At 63.6% G+C, this 22,872-nt stretch carries 19 protein-coding genes and 1 tRNA gene; 6 read left to right on the top strand and 14 right to left on the bottom strand.

Going from position 1 to position 22,872, the window contains the following annotated elements:
• Positions 1-31: 31 nt before the first annotated feature.
• Entirely contained in the window at positions 32-730 is a 699-nt protein-coding gene (locus EEB11_RS08740; protein ID WP_135430346.1) for a M48 family metallopeptidase, read from the bottom strand.
• A 135-nt stretch (positions 731-865) separates the two neighbouring features.
• Here EEB11_RS08740 and EEB11_RS08735 point away from each other — a divergent pair, with 135 nt between their 5' ends.
• Both EEB11_RS08735 and EEB11_RS08730 read left to right on the top strand, forming a co-directional pair.
• Entirely contained in the window at positions 866-1,198 is a 333-nt protein-coding gene (locus EEB11_RS08735; RefSeq protein WP_135430343.1) for a TIGR02300 family protein, read from the top strand.
• A gap of 117 nt (positions 1,199-1,315) precedes the next feature.
• Positions 1,316-1,391, top strand: a tRNA-Ala gene (locus EEB11_RS08730).
• 39 nt (positions 1,392-1,430) lie between these two features.
• Here the strand turns inward: EEB11_RS08730 and EEB11_RS08725 are convergent.
• The 9 genes from EEB11_RS08725 to EEB11_RS08685 form a co-directional block, all read right to left on the bottom strand.
• Entirely contained in the window at positions 1,431-3,503 is a 2,073-nt protein-coding gene (locus tag EEB11_RS08725; protein ID WP_135430340.1) for a 3'-5' exonuclease, read from the bottom strand.
• Positions 3,504-3,505: 2 nt separating this feature from the next.
• The gene (locus tag EEB11_RS08720) at positions 3,506-3,898 is read right to left on the bottom strand and encodes a response regulator transcription factor (RefSeq protein WP_135430338.1); all 393 of its coding nucleotides are present in this window, start codon (positions 3,896-3,898) and stop codon (positions 3,506-3,508) included.
• 12 nt (positions 3,899-3,910) lie between these two features.
• Positions 3,911-4,432: a hypothetical protein gene (locus tag EEB11_RS08715; protein ID WP_135430336.1), complete on the bottom strand. Its 522-nt coding sequence runs from the start codon at positions 4,430-4,432 to the stop codon at positions 3,911-3,913.
• 3 nt (positions 4,433-4,435) lie between these two features.
• Complete coding sequence (locus EEB11_RS08710) at positions 4,436-6,259, bottom strand: DUF294 nucleotidyltransferase-like domain-containing protein (protein ID WP_135430334.1); 1,824 nt, start codon at positions 6,257-6,259, stop codon at positions 4,436-4,438.
• Between the two features lie 59 nt (positions 6,260-6,318).
• Positions 6,319-8,265 (bottom strand): sodium:solute symporter family protein, encoded by a 1,947-nt coding sequence (locus EEB11_RS08705; RefSeq protein WP_135430333.1) that lies wholly within the window; start codon positions 8,263-8,265, stop codon positions 6,319-6,321.
• A gap of 10 nt (positions 8,266-8,275) precedes the next feature.
• Positions 8,276-8,533, bottom strand: a complete 258-nt coding sequence (locus EEB11_RS08700; protein WP_135430331.1) for a DUF4212 domain-containing protein — start codon at positions 8,531-8,533, stop codon at positions 8,276-8,278.
• 60 nt (positions 8,534-8,593) lie between these two features.
• Entirely contained in the window at positions 8,594-9,265 is a 672-nt protein-coding gene (locus EEB11_RS08695) for an adenylate kinase (RefSeq protein ID WP_167852706.1), read from the bottom strand.
• A 15-nt stretch (positions 9,266-9,280) separates the two neighbouring features.
• Positions 9,281-11,245, bottom strand: coding sequence for an acetate--CoA ligase (gene acs, locus EEB11_RS08690; RefSeq protein ID WP_135430327.1), 1,965 nt, complete (start codon positions 11,243-11,245; stop codon positions 9,281-9,283).
• Positions 11,246-11,599: 354 nt separating this feature from the next.
• Positions 11,600-13,258, bottom strand: a complete 1,659-nt coding sequence (locus EEB11_RS08685) for a SulP family inorganic anion transporter (RefSeq protein WP_135430325.1) — start codon at positions 13,256-13,258, stop codon at positions 11,600-11,602.
• A gap of 74 nt (positions 13,259-13,332) precedes the next feature.
• On the opposite strand from EEB11_RS08685, the gene EEB11_RS08680 reads away from it, so the two are divergent.
• A complete protein-coding gene (locus EEB11_RS08680; protein WP_135430323.1) occupies positions 13,333-13,818 on the top strand; it encodes a HugZ family pyridoxamine 5'-phosphate oxidase in 486 nt (161 codons plus the stop codon).
• A gap of 36 nt (positions 13,819-13,854) precedes the next feature.
• On the opposite strand, the gene EEB11_RS08675 is transcribed toward EEB11_RS08680, so the two are convergent.
• The 4 genes from EEB11_RS08675 to EEB11_RS08660 all read right to left on the bottom strand — a co-directional run bounded on the left by EEB11_RS08675 (position 13,855) and on the right by EEB11_RS08660 (position 19,516).
• The gene (locus tag EEB11_RS08675) at positions 13,855-16,143 is read right to left on the bottom strand and encodes a glycosyl hydrolase family 28-related protein (protein WP_135430322.1); all 2,289 of its coding nucleotides are present in this window, start codon (positions 16,141-16,143) and stop codon (positions 13,855-13,857) included.
• 87 nt (positions 16,144-16,230) lie between these two features.
• Positions 16,231-17,382: a glycosyltransferase gene (locus EEB11_RS08670; RefSeq protein ID WP_135430320.1), complete on the bottom strand. Its 1,152-nt coding sequence runs from the start codon at positions 17,380-17,382 to the stop codon at positions 16,231-16,233.
• A 136-nt stretch (positions 17,383-17,518) separates the two neighbouring features.
• Positions 17,519-19,162 carry a chaperonin GroEL gene (gene groL / locus EEB11_RS08665; protein ID WP_135430318.1) on the bottom strand — a complete coding sequence of 548 codons (1,644 nt, stop codon included), beginning with the start codon at positions 19,160-19,162 and terminating at the stop codon, positions 17,519-17,521.
• Positions 19,163-19,228: 66 nt separating this feature from the next.
• Entirely contained in the window at positions 19,229-19,516 is a 288-nt protein-coding gene (locus EEB11_RS08660; RefSeq protein WP_118149858.1) for a co-chaperone GroES, read from the bottom strand.
• A 186-nt stretch (positions 19,517-19,702) separates the two neighbouring features.
• Between EEB11_RS08660 and EEB11_RS08655 the strand changes: the two genes are divergently transcribed.
• The 3 genes from EEB11_RS08655 (at position 19,703) to EEB11_RS08645 (ending at position 22,765) form a co-directional block, all read left to right on the top strand.
• On the top strand, positions 19,703-20,695 hold the full coding sequence (locus EEB11_RS08655; RefSeq protein ID WP_135430316.1) for a TraB/GumN family protein: 993 nt from the start codon (positions 19,703-19,705) through the stop codon (positions 20,693-20,695).
• 161 nt (positions 20,696-20,856) lie between these two features.
• Complete coding sequence (locus EEB11_RS08650) at positions 20,857-21,777, top strand: manganese-dependent inorganic pyrophosphatase (protein WP_135430314.1); 921 nt, start codon at positions 20,857-20,859, stop codon at positions 21,775-21,777.
• A gap of 112 nt (positions 21,778-21,889) precedes the next feature.
• Positions 21,890-22,765: a TIGR01459 family HAD-type hydrolase gene (locus EEB11_RS08645; RefSeq protein WP_135430312.1), complete on the top strand. Its 876-nt coding sequence runs from the start codon at positions 21,890-21,892 to the stop codon at positions 22,763-22,765.
• Positions 22,766-22,872 lie beyond the last annotated feature (107 nt).

Genomic DNA, 22,872 nt, shown 5'->3' with positions numbered 1-22,872 from the left:
TGCCCAGCCAAGCACCGCTTTTGCGCCGGGGTCAATCCCCGCTTTGCGGGCCAAAGACATAGCCATGCAGCGCTTGGCCCTCGGCATGCAGCCAGCCGCGCTGTACCTGCCAGCGGGGAAACAGCTGATCGACCACCGCCCAGAAGGCGGGCGAGTGGTTCATCTGGGCCAGATGCGCAACCTCATGGGCGGCCACGTAATCCAGCACCGGCACCGGTGCCATGATCAGCCGCCAGGAAAACATCAGCGCGCCATCATGCGCACAAGACCCCCAGCGCGACCGCGTATCGCGCAGCGTCAGCCGGGTGTAGGGTCGGCCAAGGCGCGATGCGTGGCGGTCGCAGGCGGCGGCCAGACGGTCCCGCGCCATCAGCTTGAGGAAGGCCCCTGCCCGCACCCCCGCCTGCGCCGGATCACCCGGCACGCAAAGCGAATCGCCCTCCAGCCGCACAGACCGCCCGCTGCCCGCCACCAGCAGCCGCATCTGCCCTTCAACCGGAATCACATCGCCCAAACCCACCACCCGCCGCCCCGGCATCTGCGCCAGCGTCTGACGGATCCAGCCCTCTTGTTCCGCCGCAAACCGCAACGCCTCGGACTCGCGCGCGCGCAGCGGCATCGACAGGGTCACCCGCCCGTCAAGCCGTGACACCCGCAAGGAAAACCGCCGCGTGCGGGCGGACCGGCGCAGGGTGATGTCAACGGGCGGAGAACCGGGAAGCTGGGGCATTTGTCGCTCTTGCAGGGCCGTTACAGCATAGCCACCTTGACAATGGCCGCAATGGGGCCAAAAGCCTTTGACAGACGCGGGCCCTTGTGGCAAGCGACGCCGTCACTGCATTTCCACAGCCTTAAGGGAACCACCATGCCCAAGGAAGAATGGGGTACGAAGCGTATTTGCCCGACCACCGGCAAACGCTTCTATGACCTGAACCGCTCCCCGATCGTCAGCCCCTACACGGGCGAGGTCGTGGATATCGAATCTGCCCGCCGCAAGATGGCGGCATCGGTCATCGCCCGCGTCGTGCCTGAAAAGGACGAAGAGGTTCTGGTCGATGATCTGGAAGCCGATGACGATCTGCTGGAAACCGCGACCGATGACGCGGATCTGGACGATGATCTGCTGGAAGATGACGCAGATGACAACGTCTCGCTGGACGAACTGGCCGATGTGGCCGGGGATGAAGACGAGGCCTGAGACTCTGCGGCCCGAGAATTTGCGGGGGCGCGGGACAGGGTGCAAAAAACCACTTGCACCCCCCCACGCCCTCGCCTAAATACCGGCCATCGAAGCGGAAACGCTTGGGTACCCGGTGGGGTCATAGCTCAGATGGGAGAGCGCTTGAATGGCATTCAAGAGGTCCGCGGTTCGATCCCGCGTGGCTCCACCACTTCAACAAAGCCGCCCTCGGGCGGCTTTTTGTTTGCGCTCAGTTCAAATCCTTCAGCAACCGCCCGTGGCGGCGCACTTCCGACAGAACCGCGCCAAAGGTGGCAAAACCACGGCCCTGCACCATCGGCAACAGTTTCAGGAACGCCTCGGCCGTGGCAATGGTGTCGCCAATGGCCGTGTGCCGCGCCTCTTCGGGAATGGTGATGCCTAGCCGGTGCGACAGCGCGTCCAGGCTGTGCACCTCGTGCTGGCCATATACCACGGCGGACAGCAGGACGGTGTCGAACACCGGGTTGTCGAACTGCAAGCCGATTGCGGGCTCAAGCCGGCGCAGGAAGGCCATGTCAAACGGTGCATTATGCGCCACCAGCACCGCACCTTCGGCAAATTTGTGGAAGCGGATGGCGATCTCTTCGACATGGGGCGCATCCTGCACCATGGCGTCGGTGATGCCATGCACCTCGGTCGAACTCAGCGGGATCGGGCGGCGCGGGTTGACCAGCGTGTTGAACACCTCGCCTTCGACCCGACGGCCATTGACGATCCGCACGGCGGCGATCTGCACGATCTCGTCACCCTGCCCCGGCAACAGCCCGGTGGTTTCGGTGTCGAACACCACATAGGTCAGGTCCAGCAGCCGCGCATCCTGAACTGCGGCGCTGCGTGCCTTGGACAAAAGATCGAAGTCATAAACCACAGGCCGCGCAATCGGGGCCGGGCGGCGCACCACGCGGCGGGCCTGCGGGATCGGCATGCACAGACTGTGCGCGCCCATCCCGACCGCCTCGGGCCAGATGTCGGTGCCATGCGTGGCCAGCACAGACCGGCGCGGTGCCGAGGTGATGCCCGGCTCCAGCGGCGCATCCAGCCAGTGCTCCAAGCGCGCCACCGGCAGCGCGGCCCCTTGCCAGACCAGCCGGATCAGCGCGCCGGTGCCTTCTTCCTCGATCTGCAGCCGGAAGCTGCGCGCGATGCCCTCGCGCGCCATGGCCTCGGTCAGGCCCGCCAGCAGCGCGATCACCTCAAACCCGTTGCAGCCCAGCAGCATGGCATCTGCCGTGGTCTCGGCGGCAAGACCCTCGCCCTCCATGCGGGCGCGCAGACCGTCCAGCAGGTCGGATGCGCGGGTCATGGTCAGCGACCAGCCTTCCCGGCCTGCGTCATGCCGCTGGCTCAGGTCGGTGACGGCGGCGGCCAGGGCCGCCACCTCTTCGCGCAAGGCTGTGTCCAGCTTGCCGGGGGCGGCAGCACCCTCGGGAATGGCCGCCATCAGCGTGCTCAGATTGGCGGCAGGGCGGCGCACGCGGTCAAACACTTCGGCCAGCAACGCCTCGCGCCGGGTGTGGGTGGCGTGGTCGGCGGTCACGTCGCGCAGGGTCAGCACATAGCCGGGCACAGAGCCGTTATCTGCCGCCATCAGCCGCATCCGGGCCGACAGGACCCTGCTTCCCGTCAGCGTCGCACACAGCAGGTCTGACGCGGCGTCGCGGTCGCCGGTGGCAATCAGGCGCGCGTGGGCCAGCAGAATCGGGCCTTCACGCAGGTAGTCGAACAGGCGGCGGTCCAGCCCCGGCGCGGCCATGCCCGCCCCCATCAGATCAACCGCCTGCCCGTTGTAGAACGCCAGCGTGTGATCACCCGAGCACAGGATCACCCCGGCATCGACGTCAGACAACAGGGCCTCCAGCCGCGATTTTTCAACCGTCAGCCGGGTGGTTTCGCGCGCCACCGCTTCGGCCAGGGCATTGCGGGTTTCGGACAGAGATGCCGCAGCCGCCGTCGCGGCGGGGGCAAGATCCCCCAGGTAGCTCGCGATTTTTCCGTCAATGCCGCCGGTCACATCGGCATGCGCCCGCGCCCGCAACGCCCCGGCCAGCGCGTCTATGGGACGCGCCACGTTCACATCGAACAGATACCAGACCCAGGCCACCACCCCCAGAATGACAAAACCGGCGATAACGCCGCCCTGCACAAAGGCATTCAGCGTCTGGGGGTCACCCAGACGCTGATACCCCAGCCATAGCCCGGCCGTGACGGCCCCCATCGCAGCCGCTGCCAGCGCTGCAAACAGCAGAAAGATCCGCAACCGCAGCGACAGCCTCAGCAGCACCCCTAGCCCTCCGCAATCAGAAGACGGCGCACCTCGTCGCGCAATTCCTTCAGCTCGAAGGGCTTCGAGATGAACCCGTCCGCCCCCAGCGCCAGCCCCTTGCGCCGTTCAATTGCCGATCCGCGCGCAGTCATCATCAGGATTTTCACATGATCAAGGCTTGGGTCCTGCCGGACGCCCTGACAGATTTCATACCCCGACACCTCTGGCAGCATCACATCCAGCAGCACCAGATCGGGGTGCGTGTGGCGGATGCGCGACAAGGCATCGGCCCCGTTGGCGATGCGGTCATGGTCATAGCCTTCGCGGGTCATCAGATAATCCAGCGCAATGGCAATATTGTCCTCATCCTCGACCACGAGGACGCGGTGCCGTCTCCCCCCTTCGGCCGTCATCACAGTCCCTCCTCAGGCGGCCGCGCAGGCCGCTGCTTGAAAACCGTCCCCATCCGTTGCGCTGACCCATTCCGCCCCTTGCAGACTGCCGTCAGCTGAAATCGCGACACCTTCCGCCACCAGAACCTGCCTGCGTTGCGCACAATCAAAAACCATCAGCGCATCGGTCATCGGCTGCCAGCGGGCAAAGTTGAACAGCTTGGCCATCCGCAGATCGGCGTTGTTTGGGTGCTGGGCGATGTCGCGCGTGTCCATCGCGACAAAGCGGGTGGTGATCGGCGTGATCATGGTCCAGGGCCGCAGGGCCATGACCTCTTCGGCATGCCACACCACCCGGACCCCGTCGGGCAATTCGGCGCTGACGCGGTTGAACCAGTCGTATTCCAGCCAGATCGTCGTGCCGATCAGGCCGGCGGCGGCCGCGGCCATCACCGTCCATCTGGGCAGGATCGACCCGGTCACCCGGCGAAGCAGATGCACCATGGCACCAAAGGCGACAGCTGCGATCAGGGCGGCAAGAAGTTCAAAGGCCATTCATCAACTCCGGGCGCCGCGGGTTTGTCCCACGGCTGATTGCATGGTGCGCACCACGACGAAAGCGTCGCGCAGGTGGCTTCGTTCGAAATCGGACATATCCGACGGGGCCAGGAAGTTGTCGGGCTTGCGCCCTGAGCGCACCAGCCGGGCCTGACTTTCCAGCCGGGTCTGTGCGATCAGGTCATAGGCCTCCATCAGATCGCGGGCGCCAGACACGCTGATCACCCCCGCGCCTTCCGCAGCCTCCAGCCGGGCGCGGGTGTTCACCGGTTCCAGTTGGCCGATCAGCGCATAGATGCGGCCAAGGTCCACCACCGGCACCACCCCGTTCAGCTTCATGTCGATATGGTTCTTGTAATCGCCCGAGCGGATGGTGGCAAAGCCGCGCAACAGGCCAAGGGGGGGCGTGTGCTTCAGGCTATTGCTGATCATATGGGCGACGAAAATGGAATTCCGCGACGCCATTTCCAGCGTTTCCTGCTGCAGATCCCTGAACAGGCTGGCCTGCCCGCCAATCGGGCGCAGGTCGAACATCACGCTTGCCAGCATCTGCGCCATCGGGTCCGGGGTCTGCACCCATTTGCGGAAATAGCTGCGCCAGACCCCCACCCTTTGGCACCATTGCGGGTTGGTCGCCATCATGTCACCGGGGCAATAGACATAGCCGCAGGCATCCAGCCCGTCGGACACGATCTTTGCCAGGGCCTGGAAATACGCCATGTCGTCATCGGTTGCGCCGTCGTCGATCATCAGGCAGTTGTCCTGATCCGACACCCCGGTCTGTTCCTGCCGTCCCTGGCTTCCGCAGGCAAGCCAGAGGTAAGGCACCGGCGCAGGGCCAAGCTGTGCCTCGGCCATCGCCAGCAGGCGGCGGGTGACGGTATCGGCGATGTCGGTGATCAGGCGGGTCACCACCTCATGCGCGTTGTGGCCGCCCACCAACTGCACCAGCAGGCGCGGGATGCGGGCGGTGACCGCCGCCATCTCGGCCACCGAATCGGCAGTGGCGGCATCGCGCACCAGCTGCGCCGAGCTGACGGCCTGAAACCGGGTCAGGTCGGTCTGGGTGATCATGCCCACCAATGTGTTGCCCTCGACCACCGGCAGATGCCCGATCCGGTGTTCCAGCATGATGTGCAAAATATCCGACCCCAGCGACTCGGGCCGCAGGCTGATCGGGTCCGGCGTCATCACCTCGGCCACCCCGGTTGACGGGTCAAGCCCATCGGCCAGCACCCGGTTTGTCATGTCGCGCGTGGTGACAATGCCCAGAAAGCGCCCGTCCTCGACCACGCCCAGCGAGGACACCCTGGCATCGCGCATCAGCCGCGCCGCCGCCCGGACCGTTTCGTGCGGGCCGACGACCACCGGCTTGCGCGCCATCAGATCGCCGACCTTTTGCGTGGTCAGATCGGCACCGCGCGTGTCATGCCCGCGTCCGCGGCTGAAAAAGCGTTCAAAGGCGGGGAAGGTCGCAATCAGCCAGCGAAATTCCGGCACCGGCAGCAGCAGCAGCACGGACTCCTCGGTCACCCGTGCAGATGTCACCGCCAGCCCGTCGCGCGCCAGACCCCGTTCGCCAAAGCTGTTGCGGGGGCCAAGCAGCGAGATCACCTGACCCGAAGGTTCCTGCACCTCGACCGAGCCGCGCTTGATCAGGTAAAGGCCGCGAAGCGGTTCGCCAGAGTGATACACCTCTTCGCCGGCGGCATATTCTCTGCGGCTGAAGGAAGTGGCGACACGCGCCAACTCGTCCTGCGGCAGGGTATCGTAAGGGTGGACCGATTGCAGAAAGCCGATGATCGCCTCGATCGGGTGGTCCATGACTGTTGCCCCTGTTAGGGCACGCGCCCCCGGATGACCCGGGGGCGCGTGCGATTGGCTTAGTGGGCCTGCGCCGCGCCTGCACCTTTCGGCACACGGATCGACTGGATCAGATCCTGCACGTCCTGTGGCGGGGCTTTCGTCATCATCGAAACCAGATAGGCGGTCACGAAGTTCAGAAGGGCGCCAATTGGACCAAACGCCGCCGGAGAGATTCCCATCCAATGTGCCGCCGGCGTGTTCGGCAACCAGTTGGTGCCGGGCACGAAGAAGAACCCAAGGTAGATGAAGATATACAGGGCGGTCGAAACCAGACCGACCAGCATGCCCACAATCGCACCCTCTTTGGTCACAAAGGTCGAGAAGATCCCCATCATCAGCACCGGGAAGATCGTGGCAGCCGCCAGACCGAAGGCCAGTGCCACCACCTGCGCGGCAAAGCCGGGCGGGTTCAGACCAAGCCAGGTCGCCAGCACGATGGCAAAGGCCATCGAGATGCGGGCTGCCAGCAGCTCGCCCTTTTCGCTGATGTCCGGACGCAGGGCGCCCTTGATCAGGTCGTGGCTGATGGCCGAAGAAATGGCCAGCAGCAGGCCCGCAGCGGTGGACAGCGCGGCAGCAAGACCGCCTGCAGCCACAAGGGCAATCACCCAACCCGGCAGAGCCGCGATTTCAGGGTTCGCAAGAACCATGATGTCGTTGTTGACGGTTGTCAGTTCGTTGCCGACAAAGCCCTGTTCAGCCAAGGAACGGCCACCCAGCATGGTCTCGGCCAGAACCGCGTCGCGCGCGGTGATGGCGGCGGCAACAGCAGCTTCCAGCGGTGCCTTGTCGGCATCGGCGGCAGCGGCGGTCAGGGCGGCATTTGCATCTGTCACGGCCTTGTTGGCGGCAGCCACAGGTGCAGGCTCATTGAAGTACTGGATCAGGCCATCCCCGTTGCGGTCAGAGAACGACAGCAGTCCGGTCTTTTCCCAGTTCCGGATCCAGGCCAGATCAGGATTGCTGTCGATTTCAGCGATCGACAGGGCTGGCTGGCTGAACGTTTCGCCCTGAACAGCGCCAGGCCAGAAGGTGGTGGTGATGTTCAGACGCGCCATCGACCCGACTGCCGGAGCAACCGTGTAAAGCAGCGCGATGAACACCAGCGCCCAGCCAGCGGAGATGCGGGCATCGGACACTTTGGCCACGGTAAAGAAGCGGATGATCACATGCGGCAGACCCGCGGTGCCGATCATCAGCGACATGGTCACAAGGAACATGTTGAGCATGTTCGTCGTGTCTGCAGTATAGGCGGCAAAGCCGAGATCCGTCACAACCTGGTCAAGCTTGTCCAGGAAATACGTATCGCCACCGGTTGGGGCATAGCCGCCGATCAGGCCAAGCTGCGGCACGAAGTTGCCGGTCAGGCTGAGCGAGATAAAGATCGCCGGAACCGTATAGGCCGAGATCAGCACCACATACTGCGCCACCTGCGTGTAGGTGATGCCCTTCATGCCGCCGAACACGGCATAAGCGAACACCACTGCCGAACCGATCAGAAGGCCGGTTGTGGTCGACACTTCCAGAAAGCGGGCAAAGGTCACGCCCACGCCAACCATCTGCCCGATCACATAGGTGATCGAGATCACCAGAAGGCAGATCACGGCAACCATGCGGGCCGACGTCGAGTAGAAGCGGTCGCCCACGAATTCCGGCACGGTGAACTTGCCGAATTTGCGCAGATAAGGGGCAAGAAGAAGCGCCAGCAGCACATAGCCGCCGGTCCAGCCCATCAGGAAGACCGAGTTGTTGTAGCCGCCAAAGGCGATCAGACCGGCCATCGAAATGAACGATGCCGCCGACATCCAGTCAGCCGCCGTTGCCATGCCGTTGACCACGGGGCCAACGCCCTGGCCAGCCGCATAGAATTCTGCGGTTGTTCCGGCGCGAGCCCAGAAGGCGATCCCGAAATAAAGGCAGAACGACAGGCCGATGACGATAAGGTTGAGAGTAAACTGATCCATTTGCCCCCCCTTATTCTTCTACGCCGTGGTCGCGGTCGATCTTGTTCATTTTTGCCGCATAGACAAAAATCAACACGAGGAACACGTAGATCGACCCGTTCTGGGCGAACCAGAAACCAAGGTCGGCGCCGCCGATCGAAATGCCCGAAAGGGCTGGCCGCAGCAGGATGCCAATGCCGAACGAGCAGATGAACCAGATTGCGAGCGAAATATAAATCACCCGCAGGTTTGCTGCCCAATAGGCGCTGGACGAAGATTTGTCCGCCATGAAAGCTACTCCCTGAGTTTTTTCTCCACACCCGCACCCCGTCCGGGATGCAAGCCCCCCTTAATGCGCTGACACACCTGCCACGATGCCGCCCAGTGTCTGCCGGATGGCCGCGATGTCACCCATCGCGTCGATCCGTTGCAGAACGCCTTTGCCCTCGTAATAGGTGATCAGCGGTGCCGTCTGCGCGTGGTAGGCTTTCAGCCGTTCCCGCACAGTTTCGGCGTTGTCGTCAGCCCGGCGCTTGAACGCCGTGCCGCCACATTTGTCGCAAACGCCCGCTGTCGCGGGCTGTTTGAATGTATCGTGATAGCCTTCGCCGCAGCCGCCGCAGGTGTAACGGCCCGCAACACGGCCCACCATCGCCTCGTCATCGACCTCAAGGCTGATGGCGGCGTTGACACGCTGACCCGATGTCGCCAGCAACGCGTCCAGATCGGCGGCCTGCCGGTCGGTGCGCGGAAAGCCGTCGAGGATGATGCCCTTTGCCACATCCGGCTGGTTCATCCGGTCTTTCAGGATGGCCAGAACGATCTCGTCACTGACCAGCCCGCCTGCCTCCATCACCGCGCGGGCCTGCTGGCCCGCGGCACTGCCCGAGGCAACGGCTGAACGCAACAGATCGCCGGTCGACAGCTGCACCAGACCGAAGTCCTCTTCCAGAATGCGGGCCTGCGTGCCTTTGCCCGCGCCCGGGGGCCCAAGCAGGATCAGAACGGTCGGGGTTGTCATGTCGCGCATGCCCCCTCAGCCCCGGTTCATCCGGTTGTCGATCAGATCATCGACCACCGAAGGATCGGCCAGCGTGCTGGTATCGCCAAGGGCTGCGAAATCGTTCTCGGCAATCTTGCGCAGGATACGGCGCATGATCTTGCCCGACCGCGTCTTCGGCAGGCCCGGTGCCCATTGGATCAGATCGGGCTTGGCAATCGGGCCAATCTCGGTGCGGACCCAGACCTCCAGCTCCTTGCGCAGGGCATCGGTCGGATCGACCCCGTTCATCAGCGTGACATAGGCATAGATGCCCTGCCCCTTGATGTCATGCGGGTAGCCCACCACCGCCGCCTCGGCCACCGCTTCATGCGCCACCAGCGCCGATTCCACTTCCGCGGTGCCCATCCGGTGGCCGCTGACGTTGATCACGTCATCGACTCGCCCGGTGATCCAGTAGTCGCCATCCTCGTCCCGGCGGCAACCGTCGCCGGTGAAATAGTACCCCCGGTACTGGCTGAAATACGCCTCTTCAAACCGCGCGTGATCGCCCCACAGGGTGCGCATCATGCCCGGCCAGCTGTCGGTGATGCACAAGACCCCCACGGCAGCCGTCTCTGTCTGTACCTCGGCATTGGCGGGGTCCAGCACCAGCGGCTTGATGCCAAAGAACGGCTTGGTCGCCGCCCCCGGCTTCTGCCCGATGGCCCCCGGCAGCGGCGTGATCAGATGGCCGCCGGTTTCGGTCTGCCAGAACGTATCGACAATCGGGCACTTCCCTTTGCCGACATGGGTGTTGTACCAGTTCCACGCTTCTGGGTTGATCGGCTCGCCCACGGTGCCCAGCAGCTTGAGCGAAGACAGATCGTGCTTTTCCACCCAGTCGGTGCCCATGCCCATCAGGCTGCGGATCGCGGTCGGCGCGGTGTAGAACTGGGTGACCTTGTGCTTGGCACAGACCTCCCAGAACCGCCCGGCATCGGGGAATGTCGGCACGCCCTCGAACATGATCGTGGTCGCGCCATTCGCCAGCGGACCATAGATGATATAGCTGTGCCCGGTCACCCAGCCCACATCGGCGGTGCACCAGAACACATCGCCGTCATGGTAATCGAAGGTGTACTGATGCGTCATCGCCGCATAGACCAGATAGCCGCCCGAGGTGTGCACCACCCCCTTGGGCCGCCCGGTCGAGCCTGATGTGTACAGGATGAACAGCGGGTCTTCGGCACCCACCTCGACATAGGCGCAATAGGGCTTGGCGGCGGCCATCTCGGCCTTCACATCCACGTCGCGCCCCTCGATCCAGGTGGTCTGGTCGCCGGTGTGCTTGACCACCAGACATTTCACCCGGTCCGAGCAATCGAACAGTGCCTTGTCGGTGTTGGATTTCAGCGCCGTCTTCTTGCCGCCGCGCGGGGCGAAATCGGCGGTGATCACCACCTTGGCTTCGGAATCGTTGATCCGGTTGGCCAGAGCATCGGGCGAAAAGCCCGCGAACACCACCGAATGAATGGCCCCGATCCGCGCGCAGGCCAGCATCGCATAGGCCGCTTCCGGGATCATCGGCAGATACAGCACCACCCGGTCGCCCTTGCCCACACCCTGCGCCTTGAGCACATTCGCCATGCGCGAGGTGTTTTCCAGCAGCTGGCGGTAGGTGATGTGCAGCGATGGCGTCGCCGGATTGTCCGGCTCCCAGATGATGGCGGTCTGGTCGGCACGGGTCAGCATGTGGCGGTCAATGCAGCTGGCGCTGACGTTCAGCGTGCCGTCCTCGAACCATTTGATCGACACATTGCCGTAGTCAAAGGTGCTGTTCTTGACCTTGGTGAAAGGCTTGATCCAGTCAATGCGCTGCGCCTGTTCGGCCCAGAAGGCATCCGGATCTGCGACAGATGCTTCATACATCCGTGCATAACCGTCTGCATCAATATGCGCATTTGCGATGAAATCAGCGGATGCGTGATAGACGCCCGGTGCTGAACCCTGATCTGACATGTGGCTTTTCCTCCAATGCGGACAGGCCAATGCCCGCTTCCTGTACCTTGATAGCGACAACGCCGCCTCAAAGACATCTCCAACCCAAGCGGAGTGTAACGCGTGGATAATTTTAATGTAACCCCTTTTGTTGAATGGATTTTTTTGTGAAAAAATTTTCACAACTGCTGTTAATTGTGAAAATTTCCGAAAAGTGGCCAAAATTTGACAAGGTTTTTCAACCGCATGCCTGTTCACGGACCAGTGATCACCCCGGGCCGGATGACCCAAGGGAAATGTGCGGCCGCCCCCGCCCCGCCTGCACAGAGTGCGGGGCGTGCGAATCGCTGGCGCGGCCCACGAATCATGCTTGCGCTAACGTGCGGCCTCTGCCGCGTCGACACCGTCCAGATCAGCGGCGAACTGCACCAAAGGCTCATACGCCCCCTGCGCAAGCAGTGTCAGGCGCACCTCGGGCCGGGTACCGATCAGGTACAGCTGCCCGCCCTTGCGCGCCACCTTGTGCGCCAACAGCTCGAACGACCGGGCACCGCTGGAATCGATGAACGGCACATCGCTGAAATCGACCACAAAGGCGCGCGGGTAATCGGCGATCCGGTCCAGCACTGTCCCAAGCCGCGCCGCCGCCCCAAAGAAATACGGCCCGTGCAGACGGTACACCACCCTGTCACGATCGCCGCCGCCGCGCTCTGGCTGGTCGGGCACAGACGCGGCCTCGACCTCCGCCGCATCCGACATCCGCCGGATGAACACCAACCCGCCCAGCGCAAAGCCCACTACAATGCCTTCGGTCAGGTCGCGGAACACCACCAGCAGGAAGGTGACGATCACCACCATCGCATCGCCCTTCGACGATTTCACCAGCGCCCAGAACTCTTCCTTCTCGGCCATGTTCCACGCCACCACGGCCAGCAACCCGGCCAGCGCCGCCAGCGGAATGAACGCGGCCAGTGGCGCCGCGACCAGCATGAACCCCAGCACGAACAGCGCATGCAGCATGCCAGACACCGGCCCCCGGCTGCCCGCGCGCACGTTGGTGGCGGTGCGCGCAATGGTGCCCGTCACACAAAACCCGCCAAACAGTGCCGACCCCACATTGGCCACGCCTTGCGCCACCAGTTCGATGTTGCTGCGGTGTTGCCGCCCGCTCATCCCGTCGGCCACCACCGCCGACAGCAGCGATTCAATTGCCCCCAGCAGCGTGAAACTGACCGCATAGGGCAGCGCCGCCATCACCGCCCCGGTGCTGATCTGCGGCACTGCGGGAATGGGCGGCAAGCGCGGCAACGCGCCAAAGCGCGACCCGATCGTTTCCACCGGCAGGCCCATCACGGCCACCACCGTTGCCGCCGTCACAATCGCAATCAGCAGATTGGGCCAACCCGGCCGCAGCCGCTTTACCCCCAGGATCAGCCCAATGGTGGCCAGTGCGACCACAAACGCCACCGGCGTCACCGTGCCGCGCGCCGCCCACAGGGCCCCCACCTTGTGCACAATCTCGGCAGGCTCCGGCCCTGCAAGGTTCAACCCGAACAGATCCTTCATCTGGCTGGCAAAAATGATCACCGCGATCCCCGCAGTGAACCCCACCGTCACCGGATAGGGAATGAACTTGATATAAGTGCCAAGCCGCAACGCCCCCGCCACCATCAGAAACAGGCCCGACAAGAACGTCGCCAGAATCAACCCCTCAATCCCGATCTGCATCACACAGGCCGACACCAGCACAATGAACGCTCCCGCCGGCCCGCCGATCTGAAACCGGCTGCCACCAAGCGCCGAGACCAGAAATCCGCCGATGATTGTGGTGTAAAGCCCCCGCTCCGGCCCCACCCCGCTGGCAATCGCAATCGCCATCGACAGCGGCAGGGCAACAATCGCCACGGTCAGCCCCGCCAGCACATCGGCACGCAAATCGCGGCCCGTATAGCCCTCGCGCAGCACCGTCACCAGTTTTGGCATGAATTCGGACGTCTGCCCTGCCGTCTCGGTCTGCATCGTCTTGTCGTTCATTTTTTCGTCCGGCCCCTTGCTTGCTGCATGCAAGCGCCTCACAACCCACCCTGTCAATTGCGTTGGAGCTGAAAATGGCCACAAGACCCGATCCCGTTCTGCCGGTGGACGACGCCGGACGCACGCTGTCGCGCGACCTTTTGGCCACGCCCCATGCCGCGCTGTCTTACCTGGAGGCTGAAACCGCCGCGCCCGGCATCAGCCGCATCGCCTTCGGCCTTGACCCCGATGGCGTGCCGATGACGCTGATCTCAGCGCTCGCACCGCACACCGCAGGCTTGCGCGCAAACCCTGCCTGCGCAGTGTTGCTGGGCGAACCCGGCGCAAAGGGTGACCCCCTGACCCACCCAAGGCTGATGCTGCAGGCCCGGGCGGACTTTGTCGCCCCAGATGCCCCCGATCGCCCCGCCTTGCGCGATCATTGGCTGGCACGGCACCCGAAATCAAAACTCTACATCGACTTTGCCGATTTTGCCTTTGTGCGGCTGCACCCGGTCTCTGCCGTGCTGAACGGCGGCTTTGGGCGGGCCTTCCGGCTGGTGCCCGCCGATCTGGTGTAAACCGGGGCGGCCCGGCAGGCCGCCCCGAACCGTGCCTCAGGTCGGGTTGTCGCAGCGCAGCGTGGCAAGCACCTTGCCCTTCACCGCCACGGGCCAGCGCAGATGCGCCAGATTGCGGTCTGCCCCCTGCTCGTTCTGCACATAGGGCATCACATATTGCGCCACACCCGCCGCATTGGTGATCGCGCCATCGGCCACCAGACTTTGCGTGTTGCGCACCCGCGCCCCGAACGGCATGAACGCCCCGCCATCCACCACCCATGTCGCAGCCTCGGTGTTCTGCGTGTGCAGAATCGTCAGCGGGTTCATCGCGATCTGACTGACGCCGTTGAACGCATTCGACCCGAAACTCACATTGCGGAACCGGCTGAAATCCAGTGTGGCATGGGTGGTATCCACCGCATCTACCCGGTCCACCGCGCCATTGACGGCGCGGAAGGTGTTGTCCGAAATGGTCAGGCCCTGCACGAAATGCCCCGTCCCCTTTGGCGCGATCACGATCCAGCGGAACCACGGCGCGACACCGCTGGCATAGAAATGGTTGCCCGCAATCGACAGGTTGCCAAACCCCAGCCCGGTGGTGAAATCGGGGTCCGCGTCATGTTCGTTCGACCATTCGATAAAGCAGTTGTCGACGTAGTTTCCGGTGAAGGTCACACGCGGATTCGTCTGGGTGATGATCAGTCCCGCACGCCGGATGCCCGAGGGCGCGTTGTCGCCCTGAAAGAAGTGGTTGCCGCTGATCAGATGGCCACCGCCATTCGCCACCATGAAATGCGCAAAGCGCACCACCCGGTTGGACCGGATTTTGGCATCGTTGGCGTTCACGTTCAGCGCAATCGTGGTGCGGTCCTGCGCCAGCATCGGCTGCTCGTTCGACCAGAACTGGCAGCCATCCACGATCAGCCCCTGACAGCCGGTCCCGGTCGAGGTGATGCCGCGATCCTTGGGGCGGTTGAACACGCAATCCTTGATGGTCAGCGTCAGCCCGATGCGGGGCAGCATAACCGCCGAACACAGCCCGTTGCAGTTCAGGTCCAGCCGGTCCAGCTCGAACCGCGACAGATCCTCAAACCCCGAAAAATCCAGCAGATATTTATAGCGGGTAAAGGTCAGCACCCGCGTCCCCGCCCCGCCCCACAGCGGCTGGCTCAGCGTCAGCGTATTGGTGCCGATATTCCTGTCGGTCACATAGACCTCACGCCCCACGCCAGTGCCGCTGACCCGCGCCCCCACCGGAATGGCGGCGATATTGGCCACTGCCGTCAGCGCATTCGGATTGGCCGGGGTATAGGTGGCCCCCGATGTCACCTCCACCGTATCCCATCCCGGCCCGGCAACGGCATTCAGCTGGCCGTTGGTCAGGAACCGGCGCTGCGCGAATGTGGTCAGCCCGGCAATCGCCGCCACATCCAGCGGCTCCACCAGATCAATCCGGCGATCCGACAGGTCCAGCGCCACATGATCGGTAAAATAGAACAACGCCTGCAACGCCTTGCGAAAGCCCAGCAGCTCATTCCCGAAGGCACTGGTATAGGTGTCCAGATCATAGTTCCGCGTCAGCGCCAGCCGCACATTGGCAGGCTGGGTCAGCGTGCCCTGAAACCGGATCGGGTTGTTGATCGTCAGGTTCCCCGCGATCAGATAGGTGCCCGCGGGCACCGTCACCGTGCGCCCCTGCGCCGCCGCATCGGCGGCGGCAAAGGCCGCCGTGTCATCCGCCACCCCATCGCCGCGCGCCCCGAAATCGCGCACATCCACCGCATCGAAAATGTCGCGCAGGTAAATCCCGGTGACATCCTCGATCTCGATATCGTCAATCCGCACCACCCCACCATTCGGCCCGGTCAGGTCCAGCCCGATATGGCCATAGGTCGCACTCGCCCCCCAGGCCATCGTCACGCCACCACGGCCCCCCGCCCCGATGATCGCCGTCACCTCCACCACCTGCCCGTATTGCGTCAGCGCCACCGATGGCCCGGTCTGCACCACCCCCGGCACATTGGTGCCGTTCGACCGCCCCGCCCAGCCCGCGATCCGCACCGAGGGCAAGGCCCCTGAAATCCCCTTGATCCGCACCGTCACCCGCAGATACAGACCCGGCTGCATCGGAATCTGCTGAAAGCAGCGCAGCTTCTGCGTCGCCTGTGTCTTTTGCAGCTCCAGCGCGCCGCCGAAATCCTGATCCGCCGGAACGATAGCCGCGTTGGATTGCCCGGCATAAGACCCCTGCCCCGGCTGCCCGTCTTCGCGCGACCACAGGTTCAACCCCGCAGAGAATGGCGGCGGCATCAGCACCAGCCCGTCGGTAATCGCCTTGTTCATGTTCTAAACCCTCGCTTGGTCCCAGCGGCCAGCGGTTTCCCCCGGCCATGCGAGGGACAGGGCTATCAACAATGGGTTAATGCGGCCTCAGACCACCGTACGCTGCGGCGGCAGACAGGCCGCGAAATGCGCCATGCGGCGGGCGAATTCCGTTTCAAATCCATGGCCTTGCGCAAACGCTAGCCCCGATCGCGCGGCAGCGGTCACAGCCTCGCGCCTGCCCGCCAGCTGCACAATCCGCTCGACCAGCGCACCCCGGTCGCCCAAAGGCACCGCCCAGCCGCCGCCGCTTTCCGCCGCCATCCGTCCCCACATCTCATTGGCGTACCCCAGCACCGGCACCCCGCAACCAAGGCTTTCCAGATAGGTGCAGGACGGGTCCGCCTGCCGGTGACAGCTCAGGAACAGGTCGGCATTTCCCCGCATCCACGGCACCAGCACGGTTTCAAAATCCACCGGATCATGCAGGCGCAACCGTCCGCCCAGTCCCTCGGCCCCCGCGCGCAGTTCCGCCTCCAGCGCACCGGTCCCAAACACATCCAGCGTGAAATCCACCCCACGCGCCACCAACCCGCGCGCCACCGGCACCAGATCCTGCGCGCCCTTCATCGGCTCCAGCCGCCCCGAATGCACCAGTCGCAGCGGGCCACAATGAGCCGCGCGTGACGCCATCTCCTGCGGCGTGGCCATCATCGCCGTGCGCATCCGACCATCCAGATACAGCATGGTCCGTGCATTAAGGCCCGCATAGGCGTCAAACGCCGGATAGCCATTGCACTGCACCCCCGCCGCCCGCCGGAACGCCGCCCGCCGCCGCGCCTCCACCGCCAGATTCCACAGCGCAGACCAGCCCTTGCGCAAAAGCCCCCGGTCGCGGTCCAGCGCCACGATGCGCAGCCGCGTGCCAATCGTGTATTCCACCACAAACACCACCGGCACCGGCCCGCCCGCAAGCGCCAGGACTCCGGCCATATCGGCAGGCGCCGCAATCAGATCGGCCCCCGCCACAGGCACCAGTGCCCCCGCAGGCAGCACCGTCAGGTCAAACCCCAGATCCTCCGGCGCATAATCGGCCCCAAAGGGCACCGCCCCGGCGCCTTCCCAGACCACCGCCGACACCGCCCCGTCCCACAGCGCGTCATGCGCCCGCATGCCCTCGACATACTTCACATCCAGCCGCAGCCGCCCACCTTTCAGGCGGATCACAGGCGCGGGCGCAAGCATCAGCAAATGGGCCATCAAACCTCCGGCAACCGCGCTTTCATCCCCCGGCTTTCCGGCCAGATCAAGGCCGGACAAAGAAAAAGGGGCGGCCCTTGCGGACCGCCCCTCGTTTCCTGACGGAAACGACGTGTCAGATGATGGAAGCCGCAGCTTACATCATGCCGTCCATGCCGCCCATTCCGCCCATGCCGCCGCCGCCGCCAGCCGATTCCTTGGTGGGTTTGTCAGCGATCATGGCTTCGGTGGTGATCAGAAGCGACGCAACCGAAGCTGCATCTTCCAGAGCGGTCCGCGTCACCTTGGCCGGGTCGATCACACCAAATGCGAACATGTCGCCATATTCTTCGGTCTGAGCGTTGAAGCCAAAGGTCACGTCGTTGGATTCGCGGATCTTGCCAGCCACGACAGCGCCATCGACGCCAGCGTTTTCAGCAATCTGGCGCAGCGGGGCTTCCAGCGCGCGGCGCACGATGGCGATACCGGCGTTCTGGTCGCTGTTTGCACCGGTCAGGCCTTCAAGAACCTTGCCAGCCTGGATCAGCGCCACACCGCCGCCAACCACGATGCCTTCTTGGACGGCAGCGCGGGTTGCGTTCAGCGCGTCGTCAACGCGGTCCTTGCGCTCTTTGACTTCGACTTCGGTCATGCCGCCAACCTTGATCACGGCAACACCGCCAGCCAGTTTGGCCACGCGCTCTTGCAGCTTCTCACGGTCGTAGTCCGAGGTGGTTTCCTCGATCTGCGCACGGATCTGGGCCACGCGGGCTTCGATCTCGGCCTTGTCGCCAGCACCATCAACGATGGTGGTGTTGTCTTTGTTGATCGTGACTTTCTTGGCACGGCCCAGCATGTCGATGCCGACATTTTCCAGCTTCATGCCCAGATCGTCGGAAATCACCTGACCACCGGTCAGAATGGCGATGTCCTGCAGCATCGCCTTGCGGCGATCGCCAAAGCCCGGGGCTTTGACAGCAGCGATCTTCAGACCGCCGCGCAGCTTGTTCACGACCAGCGTGGCAAGGGCTTCGCCTTCAACATCTTCCGCGATGATGATCAGCGGGCGCTGCGACTGGATCACGGCTTCCAGCAAAGGCACCATCGGCTGCAGCGACGAGAGTTTCTTCTCGTGCAGCAGGATGTAGGCGTCTTCCAGATCGGCGATCATTTTGTCAGCGTTGGTGACAAAGTAAGGCGACAGGTAGCCACGGTCGAACTGCATGCCTTCGACAACGGTGGTTTCCGTTTCCAGACCCTTGTTCTCTTCGACGGTGATCACACCCTCGTTGCCGACTTTCTGCATCGCATCAGCGATCTGGCGACCGATTTCCGCTTCGCCATTGGCCGAGATGGTGCCGACCTGAGCGACTTCGGCGCTGTCCTTGACGGGACGCGAAGCAGCCTTGATCGCCGCCACAACCTTGACAACAGCCAGGTCGATGCCGCGCTTCAGATCCATCGGGTTCATACCGGCGGCAACGGCTTTCAGGCCGTCCTTGATGATGGCTTGTGCCAGCACGGTCGCGGTGGTGGTGCCGTCGCCAGCCTCGTCATTGGTGCGGGAAGCGACTTCCTTCACCATCTGGGCGCCCATGTTCTCGAACTTGTCAGCCAGTTCGATTTCCTTGGCAACCGTCACACCGTCCTTGGTGATGCGGGGCGAGCCGAAGGATTTGTCGATCACCACGTTGCGGCCTTTGGGGCCCAGCGTGACTTTCACAGCGTCAGCAAGGATGTTCACGCCGCGCAGCATGCGGTCGCGGGCATCGGTGTCAAAACGTACGTCTTTAGCAGCCATTTTGTAGCTCCTTCAATGGGTTGAACAGATAAGCGGTAGGGCGGGGTTCACCCCGCCACCCATCCCTCAGGCGATGATGCCGAGGATGTCGCTTTCTTTCATGATCAGCAGTTCTTCGCCTTCCAGCGTCACTTCGGTGCCCGACCATTTGCCGAACAGGATGCGGTCGCCAGCCTTGACGGACGGTGCGATCAGCTCGCCCGAATCCTTGCGCGCGCCTTCACCAACCGAGACGATTTCGCCCTCAGCTGGTTTTTCCTTGGCGGTATCCGGGATGATCAGGCCGCCTTTGGTCTTGTCTTCGCCTTGGATGCGACGGACGAGCACGCGGTCATGCAGCGGTTTGAAAGCCATCTGGTAACACTCCCTTTAGGTTCCAGGTTAAATCGTTTAGCACTCACTCAAGGCGAGTGCTAACGACGTCTATCTAGGGGGAACCGCGCCGCCTGTCAACCACAGCGCGCCCGCCCGATGCCCGCATTTTTACTTGGCATCCCCGTCCCCGCCTGCCACCCTTTGGCCAAATCCGAAGGAAAGATCATGCGTATCCTACTGACCTTGCTGTGCCTTCTGGCCGCGCCCCTCGCCCTGCCCGCCCATGCCGCGTGCAACGGCACCAACCTGCTTGCGCAAATGCCCGCCGAAGACCGCAGCCGTCTGGAACAGGCCGCAGCCCTTCAGCCCTTCCATCAGGGCAACCTGTTCCGCGCCACCAAGGGCGACCAGCAGATCACCCTTGTCGGCACCTATCACCTTGGCGACCCGCGCCATGACCAGATGCTCGCCGCCATCACCCCCCATCTCGACACCGCCACCACCCTGCTGGTCGAAGCCGGACCCGAAGAAGAGGCCGCCCTGATGGCCGCAGTGGCCCAGGACCCCAGCCTGTTCATCATGCAAGACAGCACCCTGCCCGAACTGATGGAGCCTGCCGAATGGGATGCCCTGTCCACGGCCATGACCCGGCGCGGCATGCCCGGCTTCATGGCGGCAAAGTTCCAGCCGTGGTACATCAGCGTCCTCTTGGCCGTGCCCCCGTGCATGATGGCCGAGGTGCAGGCGCAAACCAGCCTCGGGCTCGACAAACTGATCATCGCCGCCGCAGAACAGCGCGGTATCCCGGTGCAGGGTCTGGAACCCCATGACACCGTCTTCACCCTGTTCGACACCTTTTCGCGCGCCGATCAGATCGCCATGCTGCGCGCCTCGCTCGCCATCGAGGATCAGGCCGAAGATTACATCACCACCCTCGCCGACACCTATTTCGCAGGCGAATCGCGGCTGATCTGGGAGCTGATGCGCGACATCTCGCTGCAGATGCCCGGCTACACCCCCGAACAGGTCGATGCGGATCTGGCCAGAATGGAACAGGCCCTGCTGATCACCCGCAACCAGAACTGGATTGCGGTGATCGAGGCCGCCGCCGCCCGCGGCCCCACCCTCGCCGCCTTCGGCGCGCTGCACCTGCCGGGGCAACACGGCATCCCCTTTCTGCTGGAGAAACAAGGCTGGACCGTGACCCCGATCCGGTAGCGGTAGGGCGGGGTTCACCCCGCCATTCTTCACGCACAAGGCGGGGTGAACCCCGCCCTACCCAAGCCCCCGATCAGACACGCACCCCAGACCGTCAACCCCGTGACAACCCGTGCGCAGCCCCCTATAAGCCGCCCCAACTCCATGCGCATAGGTGCCCCATGACCACGCTCGTTTTCGGCCACAAATCCCCCGACACCGATTCCACCGGCTCGCCCATCATCTGGGCGTGGTATCTGTCCAACGTGCAGAATACCCCGGCCAAACCGGTTCTGCTGGGCGAACCCAATACCGAAGCCGCCTTCATGCTGACCCATTGGAACCTGACCAAGCCCGAAATCATCGCCGATGTCACCGCCGCCGACAAAGTGGTGATCGTCGACACCAACAACCCCGCCGAACTGCCGCCCTCGATCAATGACGCGCAGATCATCGGCATCATCGACCACCACATGCTGGTCGGCGGCCTGAAGACCAAATCCCCGATCGACATCACCATCCGCCCGCTGGCCTGCACCGCAACCATCCTGCACGACCTGATGGGCGACGCGGTCGCCTCGGCCCCGCGCGAGATCAAGGGCGCGATGCTGTCGTGCATCCTGTCCGACACGCTGGAATTCCGCTCGCCCACCACCACCGCGCATGACCGCGCCGTGGCCGAGGCGCTGGCCGCCGATCTGGGCGTGTCGATCTCTGACCTCGCCACCGCGATGTTCGAAGCCAAATCCGACGTCTCGGCCTTCACCGATGCCGAACTGCTGCGGATGGATTCGAAAGAGTACTCTGTCGCGGGCAAAGAGCTGCGCGTCTCGGTGCTGGAAACCACCGCGCCGAAAATCGTGCTCGACCGCAAGGCCAGCCTGATGGCCGCGATGGAAGGCGTGGCCCGCGAAGACGGCGCCGATCAGGTGCTGCTGTTCGTCGTCGACATCCTGCGCGAAGAAGCCACGCTGCTGGTGCCCAACGATCTGGTCAGCCAGATGGCCGAAGCCTCCTTCGGCTGCACCGTCACCGGCGACACCGTCGTGCTGCCCGGCGTGATGAGCCGCAAAAAACAGATCATTCCGGCGCTCAAGCTCTGAAAATACGTCTGGCAGGCGTCGCGCACACACAGCCCGACGCTTGCCATACGTTTGCCATACGCAAACCAGACGCAGATCATACCTTCGATTCCCCCGGAAAGGCCCCGCCCGAATGACCCAGATCATCCGCTCCCTTGCCGATCTGTCAGGCCGCTACGACGCCCTGTTCTGTGACCTCTGGGGCTGCCTGCACAACGGCGTGACCCCCTTTCCGGCCGCCGTCGCGGCGCTGCAAACCTTCCGCGCGCAGGGCGGCAAGGTCATTCTGGTCACCAACTCGCCCCGGCCAAAATCCAGTGTTCTCAAGCAGATGGACGGCATGGGCCTGCCCCGCGACACCTGGGATGACATCGCCTCTTCCGGCGACGCGACACAGGCCGCGATGCTTTCGGGTGCCGCGGGGCCGCGCGTGCACCACATCGGCGCACCCAGGGATGAACCCTTCTTTACCGATTTCGAAGATGATCTGGCCCATCTGACCGCAACAGCGGACATCACCCGCGTGCCCTTGGACCAGGCCACCGGCATCGTCTGCACCGGGCTGGCCGACGACCTGACCGAGACGCCTGACGATTACCGGGCCAAGCTGCTGATGGCAAAGACAAAAGGGTTGAAAATGCTCTGCGCAAACCCCGATATCATCGTCGATATGGGCGACAAGCGGCTTTATTGCGCAGGCGCTTTGGCGAAAGAATACGAGGAGATGGGGGGCGAGGCGCTCTATTACGGCAAACCCCACCCGCCAATCTACGATCTGGCCCGCAAACGGCTGGGGATGGAAGACGCCCGCATCCTGTGCATCGGCGACGGGGTCCATACCGATGTGCAGGGCGGCTTGGGTGAAGGGCTGGACACGCTATTTGTGACAGGCGGCATCGCCGCGACGGAATTTGGACCTGATTTTCACAATCCGAACGATGACTTGCTGCTGAAATGGTTGGACGGTCACCAGCTTTCCGCCACCTATGCCATCGGCTATCTGCGCTGACACCGCGATCAAGACGGTAACATAATTGCGCCGGATGCGACATAATCGAAAATAACTTGCGCAACGGAATTGCGCTGCACTGCGGCATTTGCTAATGTCATAGCAGC

Source organism: Pseudotabrizicola sediminis (genome assembly GCF_004745575.1).
GTDB classification, from domain to species: Bacteria; Pseudomonadota; Alphaproteobacteria; order Rhodobacterales; family Rhodobacteraceae; genus Pseudotabrizicola; species Pseudotabrizicola sediminis.
Note: the sequence above shows the minus strand (reverse complement) of the source record. Positions and strands in the feature narration are given on the sequence as shown.

Excerpts from the sequence above, each read along its gene's own strand:
- EEB11_RS08705 (WP_135430333.1), bottom strand. The coding sequence starts at position 8,265 with ATGGATCAGTTTACTCTCAACCTTATCGTCATCGGCCTGTCGTTCTGC.
- acs (WP_135430327.1), bottom strand. The coding sequence starts at position 11,245 with ATGTCAGATCAGGGTTCAGCACCGGGCGTCTATCACGCATCCGCTGAT.
- EEB11_RS08675 (WP_135430322.1), bottom strand. The coding sequence starts at position 16,143 with ATGAACAAGGCGATTACCGACGGGCTGGTGCTGATGCCGCCGCCATTC.
- EEB11_RS08695 (WP_167852706.1), bottom strand. The coding sequence starts at position 9,265 with ATGACAACCCCGACCGTTCTGATCCTGCTTGGGCCCCCGGGCGCGGGC.
- groL (WP_135430318.1), bottom strand. The coding sequence starts at position 19,162 with ATGGCTGCTAAAGACGTACGTTTTGACACCGATGCCCGCGACCGCATG.
- EEB11_RS08740 (WP_135430346.1), bottom strand. The coding sequence starts at position 730 with ATGCCCCAGCTTCCCGGTTCTCCGCCCGTTGACATCACCCTGCGCCGG.
- EEB11_RS08655 (WP_135430316.1), top strand. The coding sequence starts at position 19,703 with ATGCGTATCCTACTGACCTTGCTGTGCCTTCTGGCCGCGCCCCTCGCC.
- EEB11_RS08680 (WP_135430323.1), top strand. The coding sequence starts at position 13,333 with ATGGCCACAAGACCCGATCCCGTTCTGCCGGTGGACGACGCCGGACGC.
- EEB11_RS08715 (WP_135430336.1), bottom strand. The coding sequence starts at position 4,432 with ATGGCCTTTGAACTTCTTGCCGCCCTGATCGCAGCTGTCGCCTTTGGT.
- EEB11_RS08645 (WP_135430312.1), top strand. The coding sequence starts at position 21,890 with ATGACCCAGATCATCCGCTCCCTTGCCGATCTGTCAGGCCGCTACGAC.
- EEB11_RS08685 (WP_135430325.1), bottom strand. The coding sequence starts at position 13,258 with ATGAACGACAAGACGATGCAGACCGAGACGGCAGGGCAGACGTCCGAA.
- EEB11_RS08650 (WP_135430314.1), top strand. The coding sequence starts at position 20,857 with ATGACCACGCTCGTTTTCGGCCACAAATCCCCCGACACCGATTCCACC.
- EEB11_RS08670 (WP_135430320.1), bottom strand. The coding sequence starts at position 17,382 with ATGGCCCATTTGCTGATGCTTGCGCCCGCGCCTGTGATCCGCCTGAAA.
- EEB11_RS08710 (WP_135430334.1), bottom strand. The coding sequence starts at position 6,259 with ATGGACCACCCGATCGAGGCGATCATCGGCTTTCTGCAATCGGTCCAC.
- EEB11_RS08735 (WP_135430343.1), top strand. The coding sequence starts at position 866 with ATGCCCAAGGAAGAATGGGGTACGAAGCGTATTTGCCCGACCACCGGC.
- EEB11_RS08660 (WP_118149858.1), bottom strand. The coding sequence starts at position 19,516 with ATGGCTTTCAAACCGCTGCATGACCGCGTGCTCGTCCGTCGCATCCAA.
- EEB11_RS08700 (WP_135430331.1), bottom strand. The coding sequence starts at position 8,533 with ATGGCGGACAAATCTTCGTCCAGCGCCTATTGGGCAGCAAACCTGCGG.
- EEB11_RS08720 (WP_135430338.1), bottom strand. The coding sequence starts at position 3,898 with ATGACGGCCGAAGGGGGGAGACGGCACCGCGTCCTCGTGGTCGAGGAT.